14 protein-coding genes and 5 tRNA genes are annotated in these 14,613 nt (G+C 69.2%); 14 read left to right on the plus strand and 5 right to left on the minus strand.

Annotated features, from left to right (window positions below; translation table 11 throughout):
• On the minus strand, positions 1 to 126 hold a 126-nt coding region (locus ACY34J_RS23180), incomplete at its 3' end, for a roadblock/LC7 domain-containing protein (protein ID WP_462728577.1).
• 9 nt (positions 127 to 135) lie between these two features.
• The gene (locus tag ACY34J_RS23185; RefSeq protein ID WP_462728543.1) at positions 136 to 3,465 is read right to left on the minus strand and encodes a sensor histidine kinase; all 3,330 of its coding nucleotides are present in this window, start codon (positions 3,463 to 3,465) and stop codon (positions 136 to 138) included.
• 558 nt (positions 3,466 to 4,023) lie between these two features.
• On the opposite strand from ACY34J_RS23185, the gene ACY34J_RS23190 reads away from it, so the two are divergent.
• The 8 genes from ACY34J_RS23190 (at position 4,024) to ACY34J_RS23225 (ending at position 7,272) form a co-directional block, all read left to right on the plus strand.
• Positions 4,024 to 4,200 (plus strand): hypothetical protein, encoded by a 177-nt coding sequence (locus ACY34J_RS23190; RefSeq protein WP_462728544.1) that lies wholly within the window; start codon positions 4,024 to 4,026, stop codon positions 4,198 to 4,200.
• Between the two features lie 105 nt (positions 4,201 to 4,305).
• Positions 4,306 to 5,088, plus strand: coding sequence for a fumarylacetoacetate hydrolase family protein (locus tag ACY34J_RS23195; protein WP_462728545.1), 783 nt, complete (start codon positions 4,306 to 4,308; stop codon positions 5,086 to 5,088).
• Positions 5,081 to 6,571 (plus strand): glutamate--tRNA ligase, encoded by a 1,491-nt coding sequence (gene gltX, locus ACY34J_RS23200; RefSeq protein WP_462728546.1) that lies wholly within the window; start codon positions 5,081 to 5,083, stop codon positions 6,569 to 6,571. The genes ACY34J_RS23195 and gltX overlap by 8 nt, the downstream gene beginning before the upstream one ends.
• Before the next feature lie 168 nt (positions 6,572 to 6,739).
• Positions 6,740 to 6,811, plus strand: a tRNA-Gln gene (locus ACY34J_RS23205).
• A gap of 42 nt (positions 6,812 to 6,853) precedes the next feature.
• Positions 6,854 to 6,926 (plus strand) — tRNA-Glu (locus tag ACY34J_RS23210).
• A 46-nt stretch (positions 6,927 to 6,972) separates the two neighbouring features.
• Positions 6,973 to 7,045 (plus strand) — tRNA-Glu (locus tag ACY34J_RS23215).
• A 78-nt stretch (positions 7,046 to 7,123) separates the two neighbouring features.
• Positions 7,124 to 7,194, plus strand: a tRNA-Gln gene (locus ACY34J_RS23220).
• Between the two features lie 5 nt (positions 7,195 to 7,199).
• A tRNA-Glu gene (locus ACY34J_RS23225) sits at positions 7,200 to 7,272 on the plus strand.
• A 179-nt stretch (positions 7,273 to 7,451) separates the two neighbouring features.
• On the opposite strand, the gene ndgR is transcribed toward ACY34J_RS23225, so the two are convergent.
• Positions 7,452 to 8,171 carry an IclR family transcriptional regulator NdgR gene (ndgR, locus tag ACY34J_RS23230; RefSeq protein ID WP_462728547.1) on the minus strand — a complete coding sequence of 240 codons (720 nt, stop codon included), beginning with the start codon at positions 8,169 to 8,171 and terminating at the stop codon, positions 7,452 to 7,454.
• Positions 8,172 to 8,349: 178 nt separating this feature from the next.
• Here ndgR and leuC point away from each other — a divergent pair, with 178 nt between their 5' ends.
• The 4 genes from leuC (at position 8,350) to ACY34J_RS23250 (ending at position 11,503) form a co-directional block, all read left to right on the plus strand.
• A complete protein-coding gene (gene leuC / locus ACY34J_RS23235) occupies positions 8,350 to 9,774 on the plus strand; it encodes a 3-isopropylmalate dehydratase large subunit (RefSeq protein WP_462728548.1) in 1,425 nt (474 codons plus the stop codon).
• Between the two features lie 5 nt (positions 9,775 to 9,779).
• Positions 9,780 to 10,373, plus strand: coding sequence for a 3-isopropylmalate dehydratase small subunit (leuD, locus tag ACY34J_RS23240; RefSeq protein WP_462728549.1), 594 nt, complete (start codon positions 9,780 to 9,782; stop codon positions 10,371 to 10,373).
• Positions 10,374 to 10,519: 146 nt separating this feature from the next.
• Positions 10,520 to 10,747, plus strand: a complete 228-nt coding sequence (locus ACY34J_RS23245) for an SCO5555 family protein (protein ID WP_462728550.1) — start codon at positions 10,520 to 10,522, stop codon at positions 10,745 to 10,747.
• 156 nt (positions 10,748 to 10,903) lie between these two features.
• Positions 10,904 to 11,503, plus strand: coding sequence for an HU family DNA-binding protein (locus ACY34J_RS23250; protein ID WP_462728551.1), 600 nt, complete (start codon positions 10,904 to 10,906; stop codon positions 11,501 to 11,503).
• Between the two features lie 93 nt (positions 11,504 to 11,596).
• Here ACY34J_RS23250 and ACY34J_RS23255 read toward each other — a convergent pair whose 3' ends face one another.
• Positions 11,597 to 11,800 (minus strand): hypothetical protein, encoded by a 204-nt coding sequence (locus tag ACY34J_RS23255; protein ID WP_462728552.1) that lies wholly within the window; start codon positions 11,798 to 11,800, stop codon positions 11,597 to 11,599.
• A gap of 62 nt (positions 11,801 to 11,862) precedes the next feature.
• Positions 11,863 to 12,651, minus strand: coding sequence for a 2-phospho-L-lactate guanylyltransferase (gene cofC / locus ACY34J_RS23260; RefSeq protein WP_462728553.1), 789 nt, complete (start codon positions 12,649 to 12,651; stop codon positions 11,863 to 11,865).
• A gap of 128 nt (positions 12,652 to 12,779) precedes the next feature.
• Between cofC and ACY34J_RS23265 the strand changes: the two genes are divergently transcribed.
• The gene (locus tag ACY34J_RS23265) at positions 12,780 to 13,553 is read left to right on the plus strand and encodes a lysophospholipid acyltransferase family protein (protein WP_462728554.1); all 774 of its coding nucleotides are present in this window, start codon (positions 12,780 to 12,782) and stop codon (positions 13,551 to 13,553) included.
• Positions 13,550 to 14,581 carry an NAD(P)H-dependent glycerol-3-phosphate dehydrogenase gene (locus ACY34J_RS23270; protein ID WP_462728555.1) on the plus strand — a complete coding sequence of 344 codons (1,032 nt, stop codon included), beginning with the start codon at positions 13,550 to 13,552 and terminating at the stop codon, positions 14,579 to 14,581. The genes ACY34J_RS23265 and ACY34J_RS23270 overlap by 4 nt, the downstream gene beginning before the upstream one ends.
• Positions 14,582 to 14,613 lie beyond the last annotated feature (32 nt).

Below are 14,613 nucleotides of genomic sequence, written 5' to 3' on the forward strand. Positions count from 1 at the left end.
TGGGAACCCTTCGGACGTCGCGAGAAGGAGTCCGTCGGCGGAGACCACCACGGTGTGGGACACCCCTGGGGTGTTGTCCACGAAGTTGGTGATCAACCAGTTGAGATTCTGTGCCGCCTGGCTCATCGGACTCAACTAACGCTCCTGCTGGTAACTGGGGCCGAAGCCTTGGTGGTTGTTCCCGTGGTTGTCCGTGCCGGCCTGACGCCCCTGCTGGATGCCGCGCCGGAGATTGGTCAACCGCCCACGCACATCGTCGGGCGAGCGCGAGACCTGGGGGCCGCCGGCCTGGTTCGCCGGCTGCTGGGCGGCCGTGCCCGCCACGAGGTTCGCTCGCGGCACTCGGCGCGGCAGCCCGGAGGTGGTGACTCCGCCGGCTGCGGGCTGGCGCACCCGCTCGGCCTGCCGGCCGAGTTCGTCGTTGGGATTGGTCCGCCAGGGTGCGGAGGCACCGCCCTCGTTGCGGCCCTCTCCACGCCGCTGCTGCGGCGGTACGGAAGCCGCCGGGGCCCCGGTCGGCTGCTCGCCGCCGTGGGGACCCCGGAACCAGTCCGACTCCAGGGTGTCGAACAGCGGCGTACGGCCGTCACCGGGCGAGGACGCCGGCGGCAGCGGCTCCGAGCCGGCGCCGTACCCGTCGCTCTGTACGGCCGGGAACTGGGCCGTGTCCTGGGGCTGCTGGGGCCGAGGACCCTGTCCGGCGGGCGCCCCAGGCGGCTCCTGGCGCCGGAACTGCGCGGTGGTCTCCACGTCTTCGTGGCCGCGCGGCGCATCGGCGGCCTGGCGGTGGGCCTGGGCCGGCCAGTCGTCGCCCGAAGCGCCCGCTGCCCGCCGCGCGCCCCAACTGGTCCCCGGCTGCTGCGAGGTGGTGTCAGTGACCCCGGAACCGGGCCCGCCGGGCAGCTCGGCCGTGGGAGGACGGGGCGGGAGCTGTGGCTGGCGGCCACCCGCAGACGAGGCCCCCCTGGAGCCGCTGTCGCGGTGGGGCTGGGCGGGCCGGCCGTCGGCCTCACCGCGCGCCGGGGCGCTCTGGCCGCCGGTGGCCGGGGCTGGGCGACCCGCGTTGCCGGGGAGACCCGGGCCCCCTGCGGAACCGGACGGGCCGCCCGAGCGGAAGTCGTTACGGCCACCGGGGCCGCCGCCGCCCGGAAGGCCTGCGCTCCCCATGCCGGCTGCTGGGGCGCTGTCGCGGCTCGGCAGGGCGGGACGCGGGCCGCCGGGGACCTGGCCGCGCGGCGTCAGGCCCGCGAGCCGGCTCTGCGGAGTACCGGAGGCGCCACTGCCCGAGCCGCCCGCGGACGCACCCGCGCCCGGCTTGCCGCGACCCGGCTTGCCGCCGCCCTGGGCGACGTCCACCGGCAGCATGACGAGCGCGGTCGTACCGCCGGAGTCGGACGGCCGGAGCTGGATGCGGATGCCGTGCCGCAGGGAGAGCCGGCCGACCACGAACAGACCCATGCGCCGGGACACCGACACATCCACCGTCGGGGGGCTGGCCAGACGCTCGTTGATCGCCGCCAGGTCCTCGGGGGAGAGGCCGATACCCGTGTCGTGGATCTCGACCAGCACCCGCCCGTCGGGCAGCGCGTGACCGGTGACCTTGACCTTCGTCTGCGGCGAGGAGAAGGACGTTGCGTTCTCGAGCAGCTCGGCGAGCAGGTGTACAAGGTCGTTGACGACCCGGCCGGCCACCTCGGTCGCCGGGACGGCGCTCAGCTCGATCCGCTCGTACTGCTCCACCTCGGAGGCCGCGGCGCGCAGCACGTCGACCAGCGGGACCGGGCGGGTCCAGCGGCGGCCGGGCTCCTCGCCCGCGAGAACCAGGAGGTTCTCGCCGTTACGGCGCATACGGGTGGCCAGGTGGTCCAGCTTGAAGAGGCTGGAGAGCTGGTCCGGGTCGGCCTCGCGGCTCTCGAGTTCGGAGATGAGCGAGAGCTGACGCTGGATGAGGCCCTGGCTGCGGCGCGAGAGGTTGGTGAACATCGCGTTGACGTTGCCTCGCAGCAGCGCCTGCTCGGCGGCGAGGCGGACCGCTTCGCGGTGGACGTCGTCGAACGCCGCGGCCACCTGACCGATCTCGTCCCGGCTGTGCACACCGACGGATTCGACGGAGGTGTCCACATCCTGCGGGTCGGACTCCGAGAGCTGCTTGACCAGCTCGGGCAGTCGCTTCTGCGAGACCTCCTGCGCGGTGTCCTGCAGCCGGCGCAGCGAGCGGACCATGGAGCGGGCCACGACGAACGCGCCGACGAGCGAGACGCCGAGCACGAACAGGATCACAACACCGTTGAAGATCGCCTCGCGTTGGGCCTCGGAGCGCAGCTCGCGCGCCTTCTCCTCCATCTCGGAGAGAAGCGTCTGCTCGATGCGCGTCATCTCCTCGATCTTGGTGCTGTCCTGGTCGTACCAGTCCTTGTACGAGAGCTTCTCCGAGCCGATCGCGCCGTTGGTCCGCAGGACCCGGGCGGCATAGGTGTTCGCCTGGATGATGACGGCGTTGCCGTCCTCCAGACCGCGCAGCAGCTCATCCGAGCTGGACTTGCCCTTGTAGATCTGGGTGAACTGGGCGAGCGTCGAGTCCTCGCTCTGCTCGGCGGACCGGCCGAAGAGCCGGTCGTTGCGCGAGAGCTTCGGGCCCCCCTTGTGGGCCAGGCCCGCGCTGATGACCGCGCGCTGCATCGAGGCGTACTCCTTGGCGGAGGAGAACGCCGCGAGCGCGCGTGTGCTGCGGATCATCTCGGTGTTGCTCGTGGCCTGCGCCATGTCCTGGGAGAGCGACAGCAGCGAGGTGATCAGCTCGTTGTACTGGCTGACGGTCTGCGCGATGTACTCGCCGTCGTTGTACGCGCTCGCACGGATCGTCTTGATCTTCTCGAGCTGCCGCAGGATGTTGACCAGCGAGGAGTTCACACCCACCAGGGCCTCGCTGTCGGAGGCCTCGATCTCCTGGGTGGCCTCCCGGAACGCCTGCTTGGCGAGGTCGGTCTTCTCCCGCGGGTAGCCGACGTCGTCGTTCTTGACGTCCCCGGCGGCCAGCGGGCCGGCCGACTTGTCGCGTTCCTCCTGGAGCGCGGAGGCCAGCTCGGTCGCCTGCTTGGTCATCTCGGTCAGCAGCTTCATGTTGTCGAGCTGCTGCAGATCGTCCAGCGAGGTGCTGATACGCAGCGCGCCCAGCGTCGTCGCGGCGACGACGGGGAGGGCCAGCAGGGAGACCAGACGCGTGCTGATGCGCCAGTTGCGCAGGGCTACCCGGGAGCCCGGGCCGCTGGGCGTCTTGATCCTCGGCCGGTCCGCTGGCTCGCCGCTGCCCGATGCCGTGCCTGTGTGCGCGGCATGATCCGGGCCCTGGTCGGCCGGTGTGACACCGGTGCCCTGGACACGCTGGGGCGAGGAGCCGCGATCGGTTCCACCGCGCAGCTCCGGGTCCGCCGGAGCGCTGCCATCCCTCTTGAAACGTCCCTGCACTAGCGTCGCAACCTCTGGACCAGGCGTTCCTCCGCGTTCGCGGCGGAACGGTGTCGAGTCGTGGGGACAGCGCCCCCATGGCGGTCGTCAGTGACCGACGCGCCCCCCATGTGGTGTGGAGAGTGAATCCCCCGCCGCGCGGCGCTGCTCTGCGCCCCATGCGCGCCGGCTGAATCCTGCGGCGGTCCGTGGAATTCCAGCACAGTGGCGGATCTCCAACAAGGCCAGCGGGGTATGGCGTGAGGTATGTAACGCTATGTGTGGGGTGGATGACAGGACGTAGAAAGCAATGTCCGCGATAACGGACTTTTGAGGGCGAGTTGCGCACGGCGGAGGGGTGTCCCGGTCGCGGCAATCAGGCGTGGAACGTTCGCTTCAGTGCTGCAATGTCCGTTTCCGGTGTCCTGGGTGTGTGCCCGATATGGGCTTTATTTCAGGCGGTCCGTGATGAAACTCACACGTAGTAGGTGGCTTCTTCCATAACCCGGATGGGAAACGCGCGTCTAGCCTGACGCTTTACAGAAACCGTCAATACGACAACCACGAGGCTATTCACCGGTGAAGACGACGATGATGTTCCGCACCATAGCCAACCCACGCCGCACCACGCTGGCCCACCTCAAGGACGCCGAGGAGCTCCAGACCACTGGTGCCGAGGAGCTGGAGCACCGCGTCGATCTGCCCGTGCAGACCGCGAATCCGCGCCGCACCGTCCTCTCCGACGCTCCGCAGTAACCGCCCGGCGGCGCACGCGCCCCCCGGTGCCGGACGCAGGCAGGAGGCGCACGGGGGGGCTAGCCTGGAGTGTCAGTCTCCAGCAGTGATCAGTTAAGGCATCGCGTGCGCATCGCCAGGTTCTCCATCGACGGCAACGTCGCCTTCGGCGTCGTGGAAGGGGACGCTTCCACCGAAGGTGGTCCCGTCCTCGACATCATCAAGGGCCACCCCTTCGCGGACTTCGAGCGCTCCGGGCAGAAGGTCCCGCTGAGCAAGGTCCGGCTGCTCCCGCCCGTCCTGCCCAACAAGATCGTGGCCGTGGGGCGCAACTACGCCGAGCACGCCGCGGAGCTGGGCAACCAGGTACCTGACGTCCCGCTCATCTTCTTCAAGCCGTCCACCGCCGTGATCGGCCCTGGCGACCCCATCGCCTACCCGCCGTTCTCGAACGAGGTGCATTACGAGGCCGAGCTGGCCGTCGTGATCGGCCGGATGTGCCGGGATGTGCCGCGCGAGCGTGCCCAGGACGTGATCCTCGGGTACACCTGCGGCAACGACGTCACCGCACGCGACATCCAGCGCGCAGAGTCGCAGTGGGCGCGCGCCAAGGGCTTCGACACTTCGTGCCCGCTCGGTCCCTGGGTGGAGACCGAACTGGACCCCAGCGACCTGGGGATCATGTGCACCGTCAATGGCGACCAGCGTCAGCTGGGCCGTACCAGCGACATGGTCCACTCCATTGAAGACCTCATCGTGCACATCACCGAGGCGATGACCCTCCTGCCCGGCGACGTCATCCTCACGGGCACCCCGGCCGGGGTCGGCCCCCTCAGCGTCGGCGACGAGGTCGCCGTCACCATCGAAGGCATCGGCACTCTCACCAATAAGGTGATCAAGCGTGGCTAGCGCACCTGTACGCGTACGTTTCTGTCCCTCCCCGACCGGCAACCCCCACGTGGGTCTGGTCCGTACCGCCCTGTTCAACTGGGCGTTCGCCCGGCACCACGGCGGCACCCTCGTCTTCCGTATCGAGGACACCGACGTGGCCCGCGACTCGGAGGAGTCCTACCAGCAGCTGCTGGACGCGATGCGCTGGCTCGGATTCGACTGGGACGAGGGCCCCGAGGTCGGCGGCCCGCACGCGCCGTACCGCCAGTCGCAGCGGATGGACATCTACGCCGACGTCGCCCGCAAGCTCCAGGAGCACGGCTTCGCCTACGAGTGCTACTGCACCGCGGAGGAGCTGGAGGCCCGGCGTGAGGCGGCCCGTAAGGCGGGCAAGCCCTCCGGCTACGACGGCAAGTGCCGCGACCTCACCCCCGAGCAGATCGCGGCGTACAAGGCAGAAGGCCGCAGCCACATCGTGCGCTTCCGGATGCCCGACGAGCCGATCACCTTCACCGACCTGGTGCGCGGCGAGCTGACCTTCACGCCGGAGAACGTGCCGGACTACGGGCTCGTCCGGGCCAACGGCGCTCCGCTCTACACGCTGGTGAACCCCGTCGACGACGCGCTGATGGAGATCACGCATGTGCTGCGCGGTGAGGACCTGCTGTCCTCCACCCCGCGCCAGATCGCGCTGTACCGGGCCCTGGCCGAGATCGGCGTCGGTAACGGCACCATCCCGCGGTTCGCGCATCTGCCGTACGTCATGGGCGAGGGCAACAAGAAGCTCTCCAAGCGCGACCCGCAGTCCTCGCTCAACCTCTACCGCGAGCGCGGCTTCCTGCCCGAGGGTCTGCTCAACTACCTCTCGCTGCTCGGCTGGTCGCTCGCCGAGGACCGCGACATCTTCTCCATTGACGAGATGGTCGCCGCCTTCGACATCACCGATGTCAACGCCAACCCGGCGCGCTTCGACATCAAGAAGGCCGAGGCGATCAACGCGGTGCATCTGCGGAACCTGGAGCCCGAGGAGTTCGTACGCCGCCTGGTGCCGTACCTGCAGGCCGCTGACCTGCTCCCGGACGAGCCCACGGCCGAGCAGATGGAGCTGCTCGCCAAGGCCGCGCCGCTCACCCAGGAGCGGATGGTCGTGCTCGGTGAGGTCGTGGGCATGCTCGGCTTCCTCTTCGTCAAGCCGGAGGACTTCCGGATCGACGAGACCGACGCCGCCAAGGTCCTCACCGGCGACGCCAAGCCCGTGCTGGAGGCGAGTATCAAGGTTCTGGAGGCGCTGGACGACTACACGCCGGAGCCGATCCAGGCCGTGCTGCGCGAGGCCCTGGTCGACGGCCTGGGGCTCAAGCCCAAGCACGCCTTCACGCCGCTGCGGGTCGCCGTGACCGGCCGCCGGGTCTCCCCGCCGCTGTTTGAGTCGATGGAGCTGCTGGGCCGCGACGAGACGCTGCGCCGGCTGCGCGCCGCGCTGGCGTCCATCTCCGCGTAAGGTCCATGCCGCCTGGAGACCTCGTGGTCTCCAGGCGGCACGCGGCGATACCGGTTTTGGAGCGCCGTCCACCTTCGGGTAATGTTCTTCCTGCGCCGCCGAGCGGGCCGAAAGGCCGGCCGGGAGCGCGGGCCAAACAAAAACCCCCATGACGGGGTTGCGTTTTGGTGGGGTATGGTGTAATTGGCAGCACGACTGATTCTGGTTCAGTTAGTCTAGGTTCGAGTCCTGGTACCCCAGCAAGAGTCGCCGTTCGGCGGACTCTTGATCAAGAAGTGCCAAGCCCCCGTTGTGTAGCGGCCTAGCACGCTGCCCTCTCAAGGCAGTAGCGCCGGTTCGAATCCGGTCGGGGGTACTCTCTCGAGGACATGCGGCTTGATCGCATGGCTTCGAAAGATCAGGCCCCCGTTGTGTAGCGGCCTAGCACGCCGCCCTCTCAAGGCGGTAGCGCCGGTTCGAATCCGGTCGGGGGTACGGATCGTGGGAAGCCTCCCGAGCCACGCGACAGCAGTCGCACCGTGGCACTGTGCGGGAGGCTTTTTGCACGCCCCATGGGGTATGGGGTATTGGCAGCCTGGCTGATTCTGGCTCAGTTGGTCTAGGTTCGAGTCCTGGTACCCCAGCACAAGCCCCCGTTGTGTAGCGGCCTAGCACGCCGCCCTCTCAAGGCGGTAGCGCCGGTTCGAATCCGGTCGGGGGTACTCTCTGTCAACACACGGCTCCGCCGCGTGCACGTCAAAGCCTCTCTGCTCAGGCGAGGGGCTTTTCCGTTGTCCTCTTAGCTCTGTTCGCTCTGTTCGCGCTCGCTCGGTTCAGCGCCCCGGGTTGTCTGTGGCGGCTGATCCGCGGATGAGCCGCCACAGCCAACCCGGGCCTGTGTTCAGGAGCCGGCGCGGCGCAGGGCGTCCGTCAGCCGGGCAGCGGCGTCCATGACCGCCTGGGCGTGCATCCGGCCCGGGTGGCGGGTCAGCCGCTCGATCGGCCCGGAAACCGATACGGCGGCCACCACACGGTTCGACGGGCCGCGTACCGGCGCGGAGACCGAGGCCACGCCCGGCTCGCGCTCGCCGATCGACTGGGCCCAGCCACGGCGCCGTACGCCTGACAGTGCGGTCGCGGTGAAGCGGGCGCCCTGGAGGCCGCGGTGCAGCCGCTCAGGCTCCTCCCAGGCCATGAGGATCTGGGCCGAGGAGCCCGCCTTCATGGTCAGGGTGGAGCCGACCGGCACGGTGTCCCGCAGTCCGGACAGCCGTTCCGCTGCCGCCACACAGATGCGCATATCGCCCTGGCGCCGGTAGAGCTGGGCGCTCTCGCCGGTTACGTCGCGCAGATGCGTGAGAACGGGCCCGGCCGTGGCGAGCAGGCGGTCCTCGCCTGCCGCCGCTGCCAGTTCGGCGAGCCGGGGGCCCAGGATGAACCGGCCCTGCATGTCCCGCGCCACCATGCGGTGGTGCTCCAGGGCCACCGCGAGCCGGTGCGCCGTGGGACGGGCAAGACCGGTCGCGGCGACCAGACCGGCCAGGGTGGCCGGACCTGATTCGAGGGCGCTGAGAACCAGCGCTGCCTTGTCGAGTACGCCGACGCCGCTAGAGTTGTCCATGAAACGATACTCGCGTCTCACTTTGTGAAACGCAAGTTCAATTTTCCTGGAAAGCCGCCACCCTGTAGTGGCGGCCCCGCTCCCGGGACGGCATGCATGCGCCGCCTGGCACGGGGGGCCGGGCGGGGCCAGGACATTTCGAGCAGGGCCGGCGAAGCTGCCGGCCGGAGGGAAAGCGATGGGACGGACACTCGCGGAGAAGGTCTGGGACGATCATGTCGTCCGGCGCGCCGATGGCGAGCCTGACCTGCTCTTCATCGATCTGCACCTGCTGCATGAGGTGACCAGTCCGCAGGCTTTTGACGGGCTCCGTAAGAACGGTCGCCGGGTGCGGCGTACTGATCTCACCATCGCTACCGAGGATCACAACACCCCCACCCTTGACATCGACAAGCCGATCGCTGATCCCATCTCGCGTACGCAGTTGGAGACGCTGCGGAAGAACTGTGCGGAGTTCGGGGTGCGGCTGCATCCGCTGGGGGATGTGGAGCAGGGTGTGGTCCACGTGGTGGGACCGCAGCTGGGTCTGACCCAGCCCGGGACCACGGTGGTGTGCGGTGACAGCCACACCTCCACGCATGGCGCGTTCGGTGCGCTGGCCTTCGGTATCGGCACCAGTCAGGTCGAGCATGTGCTGGCGACCCAGACGCTGCCGATGGCGCCGTTCAAGACCATGGCGGTCACGGTGGAGGGTGAGCTGCCCGACGGGGTGACCGCGAAGGATCTGATTCTGGCGATCATCGCGCGGATCGGTACCGGTGGCGGTCAGGGCTATGTGATCGAGTACCGCGGCTCGGCGATTGAGAAGCTGTCGATGGAAGCGCGGATGACCATCTGCAACATGTCCATCGAGGCCGGCGCCCGGGCGGGCATGATCGCCCCGGACGAGACCACCTTCGCCTACCTCAAGGGCCGCGCCCACGCTCCCACGGGCCAGGACTGGGAGGAGGCTGTGGCGTACTGGAAGACGCTGCGCACCGATGAGGACGCGGTCTTCGACCACGAGGTGGTCATCGACGCCTCGACGCTTTCGCCGTTTGTGACCTGGGGCACCAACCCGGGCCAGGGCGCGCCGCTGTCGGCGTGCGTGCCCGACCCGGCCTCCTTTACTGATCCCAGTGAGCGGCTGGCGGCCGAGAAGGCCCTGGAATACATGGGTTTGACGGCGGGTCAGCCGCTGCGGGAGATCGGTGTCGACACCGTCTTCGTGGGCTCGTGCACCAACGGCCGGATCGAGGACCTGCGCTCCGCGGCCGCTGTGTTGCAGGGCCGCACGGTGGCCGAGGGGGTGCGGATGCTGGTCGTGCCCGGTTCGGTACGGGTGGCTCTGCAGGCTGTGGAGGAGGGCCTGGACAAAGTGTTCACCGACGCGGGCGCCGAATGGCGGCACGCCGGCTGCTCGATGTGCCTGGGCATGAACCCCGACCAGCTCGCCCCTGGTGAGCGCTCCGCCTCCACCTCCAACCGCAACTTCGAGGGCCGGCAGGGCAAGGGCGGCCGCACCCACCTGGTCTCCCCGCAGGTCGCCGCCGCAACCGCGGTCCTGGGACACCTGGCCTCCCCCGCCGACCTGTCCGACCTCGCTATCCCCGTGGGGGCCTGAAGATCATGGAAGCTTTCACCACACACACCGGCCGGGCCGTGCCTCTGCGCCGCAGCAATGTCGACACCGACCAGATCATCCCCGCGCACTGGCTGAAGAAGGTCACCCGCGACGGGTTCGAGGACGGTCTGTTCGAGGCCTGGCGCAAGGATCCGCAGTTCGTGCTGAACCGGCCCGAGCGCCAGGGGGCCACCGTCCTGGTCGCCGGCCCGGACTTCGGCACCGGCTCCTCGCGTGAGCACGCGGTGTGGGCGCTGCAGAACTACGGCTTCAAGGCCGTGATCTCCGCCCGCTTCGCCGACATCTTCCGCGGCAACTCACTCAAGAACGGCCTGCTCACAGTCGTCCTGCCGCAGGAGACCGTCGACCGGCTGTGGGAGCTGACCGAGGCCGACCCCACCGCACAGATCACCGTCGACCTGGTCGAACGCCAGGTCCGCGCCGAGGGCATCACCGCCGAGTTCGACCTCGACGAGAACGCCCGCTGGCGACTGCTGGAAGGCCTGGACGACATCAGCCTCACCCTGCAGAACGAAGACGCCATCGCGGCCTACGAAGCCGCCCGCCCCACCTTCAAACCACGCACCCAGCCAGTCTGAGCACCGGTACAGACCGGTTGAGGCCGGTCCCGCAAGACACTTGCATCACTGCGCCCCCCGCCGCACGGCAGGGGGCGCAGTGGCATATGGGGCTGGTGTTGAGACCCCATGAAGCGACAACTCGCCTCAGATGGCACAATCGGTGCATGGAACGCGATAGCCAACTCGAGCTCTATGAGGCCGTCGCGGACCGGCTCAAGGAGGCGCACAGCAGGGTGCGCTCCCTGCAAGTCCCGGAGGACGTGCGTATGGCGCTGTCCCGGAAGCTGCTGATCATCACCGCTGCTGCGAAGCACGATCTGGCCAGTGTGGCAAGGCGCCTGGAGCGCTTCATGAAGGACCTCGACGAAGGTCGTTTCCCCGAAGACGTCTGACGCCGACAGAACGTCGACTTCAGCTGCGCGACGGTCGAGTTCGTTGCGGCACAAGGGTGATTAGCCCGTTTCGTGTTTGATTTGCGGTATATATCCGCCTAGCGTGCGAAAACGCTTGAACACTGTGGTTCCGGCAATGTCTCCGAAGGGGAAGACGTGAACAAGGCGCAGCTCGTAGAAGCGATTGCCGACAAGATGGGCGGCCGCCAGCAAGCCGCCGAAGCCGTCGACGCGGTACTGGATGCGATCGTGCGTGCAGTTGTCGCCGGCGAACGGGTGTCGGTCACCGGTTTCGGTTCCTTCGAGAAGGTCGATCGTCCGGCGCGGTACGCCCGCAACCCGCAGACCGGTGAACGTGTCCGGGTGAGGAAGACCTCCGTACCCCGCTTCCGCGCGGGTCAGGGCTTCAAGGACCTGGTCAGCGGCACGAAGAAGCTCCCGCGGGGCGGCGAGGTCGCCGTCAAGAAGGCGCCCAAGGGCAGTCTGCAGGCAGCGGCTGCCAAGAAGGCGGCGAAGAAGGCCGCCAAGAAGGCGGCGCCCGCGCGGAAGGCGGCGGCCAAGAAGGTGGCCGCGAAGAAGGCCGCACCCGCCAAGAAGGCGGCGGCCAAGAAGGTGGCCGCGAAGAAGGCCGCACCCGCCAAGAAGGCCGCGGCGAAGAAGGCCACGGCCAAGAAGACGGCCCCGGCCAAGAAGGCTCCTGCGCGCAAGACGACCGCGCGCAAGACCACCGCCAAAAAGACGGCCGCGAAGAGGTGAGGCCTCACGCGCCGGGCCGGACTCCTCCAGGGAGCCCGGCCCGCGGTGTGTCCGGCCGCTGTTCTGCCTGAGCTGCCCGCAGAACTTCGCGGGTCACAGCGTCTGCAGCGTCACCAGGGCGATCCGGCGGGCCTCACCCTCGCCCTCCACCTCGATCCGTACCCGCTGCCCCGGCCGCAGCAGCCGCAGCCCGCCCGCGTCGAACGCGGCCGCGTCGAAGGGCAGCGGAGTTCCGTCGTCCAGCAGCACGCTGCCGGAGCGGGTCTCGGAGTCGTATGTGTAAGCGGTCGCCTGCATGGCCAGCAGCCTAGTCGCCTGTCCTGGACCTGCATTCTCGGCCTTGGGCCGTTCCGCGTGACTTATGCCCCTGAGTAGTGCGCAGGGTCCTCCAAGCCGGAGGCCCCACGCGCGAACGGCCCGTCCGCGCACAGCCGGGCCGTATAGGGGCCTACCCCCAGCGCCAGCGCCTCACGCAAGTCCTCGCCGGTGTCCACGTCCCGGCGTACGGAGCCGACCCCCTCCAACACGATCTCCCGCGCGCCCGAATCCCGGTGGCGCGCCCGCGACGCACCCCCGAAAGCAGGGGCCAGAAGCGCTCCCGGCAAAGCCGCCAGAAATGTCGTCCCGATTCTCGCGGCATCGGCCAGAAATGCCCGTGGGAAAGCGGATGACGCCGCCAGTACGCACTCCAGCTCGGCCGGCCGCAGCGCCGGCAGATCGGCCCCCAGAGCCGCGACTGCGGCCTCCGGGCGCTCGTTCCGTACGACCCGCGCCCCGTGTTCCAGCGCCGCGTTCAGCCCGGATTCGCCACGGTCTGTACGAGTGGGAGTCCCGGCCGGCCGCAGGTCAGGAGAGCGGCCCGCAGGCGTGCGCGGGATGGCGACAGGGGGAGCGTCCGACACGACACGCGCCCCCAGCGCCGCCAGTTCCGCCCCCGCCAGCGGGTCGTCCGTGACCACCACCACATCCCGCACGCCCGGGCAGGCCAGCGCGGCCGCCACCGTGTCCTGGGCGAACGCCAGGGCGAGGCCCGGCCGCAGGCCGTCCCCCACCGCCTGAGCCAGTCTGCTCTTGGCCCGCGCCAGGGGCTTGACCGGCACCACCAGGGACCACACCGGAGCCGCTTCTTCCCTTCGCATCGGCCTCATTCTCGCCCGCCACCACGGCTGCCCGGGACCTGCGGGGTTACGGTGTTCTCGACAGACCGGGGACCTGGGGCCACACTTGTGCGGCTGCCCGTCCGCAGCTCAGCAGGTCCCACAAGGAGGGTGTGCGAGTGTCCCGCCGCAGAATCGGCTTCTGGTACCGCCTGGCCGCGGTCATCGCGAAACCGCCGCTGGTGGTTCTGTTCAAGCGGGACTGGCGAGGAATGGAGCACATGCCAGCCGAGGGCGGATTTATCACCGCCGTCAACCACAACTCGTATCTCGATCCGCTCTCCTACGCGCATTTCCAGTACAACACCGGACGCGTCCCGCGATTCCTCGCGAAGGACGGCCTCTTCAAGGTGCCTGTCGCCGGCGCGATTCTCCGTGGCACCGGCCAGATCCCCGTCTACCGCGAGTCCAACGACGCCATAGACGCATTCCGGGCCGCGGTGCAGGCGATCGAGCGCGGCGAGTGCGTGGCCTTCTACCCCGAGGGCACCCTCACCCGCGACCCCGATCACTGGCCCATGCAGGGCAAGACGGGTGCGGCGCGGGTCGCGCTGCTCACCAAGGTGCCGGTGATCCCCGTCGCCCAGTGGGGCGCCAACCTCGCGGTGCCGCCGTACGCCAAGGAGAAGCGGCTGCGCCTGTTCCCCCGCAAGACGCTGCTGGTACAGGCCGGTCCGCCCGTGGATCTGTCCGAGTTCTACGGAATCGAGCCGACGGCGGAGGTGCTGCGCGCCGCCACCGACAAGATCATGGCGGCCGTTACCGAACTGCTTTCGGAGCTGCGGGGAGAGCCCGCGCCCGCGGTGCCGTACGACCACCGCCAGGCGCGCGCCGAGCAGCGCCGAAAGGCCCAGGAGGCCAAGCAGGCCGAGCAGCGGGGAGGCGCCAAGTGACGCGCTGCGCCGTGTACGGCACCGGGTCCTGGGGCACCGCGTTCGCGATGGTGCTTGCCGACGCCGGGTGCGAGGTGACCCTGTGGGGCCGCCGCGAGGAGCTGGCCGAGGCCATCAACACCGGCCGCACCAACCCCGACTATCTGCCGGGTGTCGAGCTGCCGGCCGCGGTACGGGCCACCACCGATCCCGCCGAGGCCGCCCGCGACGCCGAGTTCACCGTGCTCGCCGTGCCCTCCCAGACGCTGCGCGGCAACCTCGCCCAGTGGGCGCCGCTGTTGCCCGGGGACACCGTGCTCGTCAGCCTGATGAAGGGTGTCGAACTCGGCACCGCGAAGCGGATGAGCGAGGTCATCGAGGAGGTGGTGGTCAAACACGCCGCCCCTGGGAGCCCCCCTGACGATGTCAGGGAGCGGGTCGCGGTCCTCACCGGACCGAACCTCGCCAAGGAGATAGCCGCCCGGCAACCCGCCGCCGCAGTCGTCGCCTGCGCGGAGGAAGCCGTCGCCAAGCGACTCCAGACCGCCTGCCACACCCCGTACTTCCGCCCGTACACCAACACCGACGTTGTCGGCTGTGAGCTGGGCGGAGCGGTGAAGAACGTCATCGCCCTCGCGGTCGGTATCGCCGAAGGCATGGGCCTGGGGGACAACACCAAGGCCTCGCTCATGACCCGTGGTCTTGCCGAAACGACTCGCCTGGGGCTGGCGATGGGCGCGGACCCCCACACCTTCGCGGGCCTCGCGGGCATGGGCGACCTCATCGCCACCTGCTCCTCGCCGCTGTCCCGCAACCACACCTTCGGCACCAACCTCGGCCGCGGCATGACCCTGGAAGAGACCATCGCCGCCACCAAGCAGACCGCGGAAGGCGTCAAGTCCTGCCAGTCCGTGCTCGATCTGGCGCGCCGGCACGGGGTGGACATGCCGATCACCGAGACGGTCGTCAGCATTGTCCACGAGGGCAAGCCGCCGCTTGTCGCCGTCAAGGAGCTGATGTCGCGCAGCGCGAAGGCAGAGCGCCGGTGAACCCGGGGAACACCGCGGGCGGCTGCCGCACG

Source organism: Streptomyces sp. HSS9-12, assembly GCF_054963655.1.

What these genes read in the sequence shown, in the direction of transcription:
- ACY34J_RS23255 (WP_462728552.1), bottom strand. Translation starts at nt 11,800, where the DNA reads ATGCAGGCGACCGCTTACACATACGACTCCGAGACCCGCTCCGGCAGC.
- leuD (WP_462728549.1), top strand. Translation starts at nt 9,780, where the DNA reads ATGGAAGCTTTCACCACACACACCGGCCGGGCCGTGCCTCTGCGCCGC.
- cofC (WP_462728553.1), bottom strand. Translation starts at nt 12,651, where the DNA reads ATGAGGCCGATGCGAAGGGAAGAAGCGGCTCCGGTGTGGTCCCTGGTG.
- ndgR (WP_462728547.1), bottom strand. Translation starts at nt 8,171, where the DNA reads ATGGACAACTCTAGCGGCGTCGGCGTACTCGACAAGGCAGCGCTGGTT.
- ACY34J_RS23245 (WP_462728550.1), top strand. Translation starts at nt 10,520, where the DNA reads ATGGAACGCGATAGCCAACTCGAGCTCTATGAGGCCGTCGCGGACCGG.
- leuC (WP_462728548.1), top strand. Translation starts at nt 8,350, where the DNA reads ATGGGACGGACACTCGCGGAGAAGGTCTGGGACGATCATGTCGTCCGG.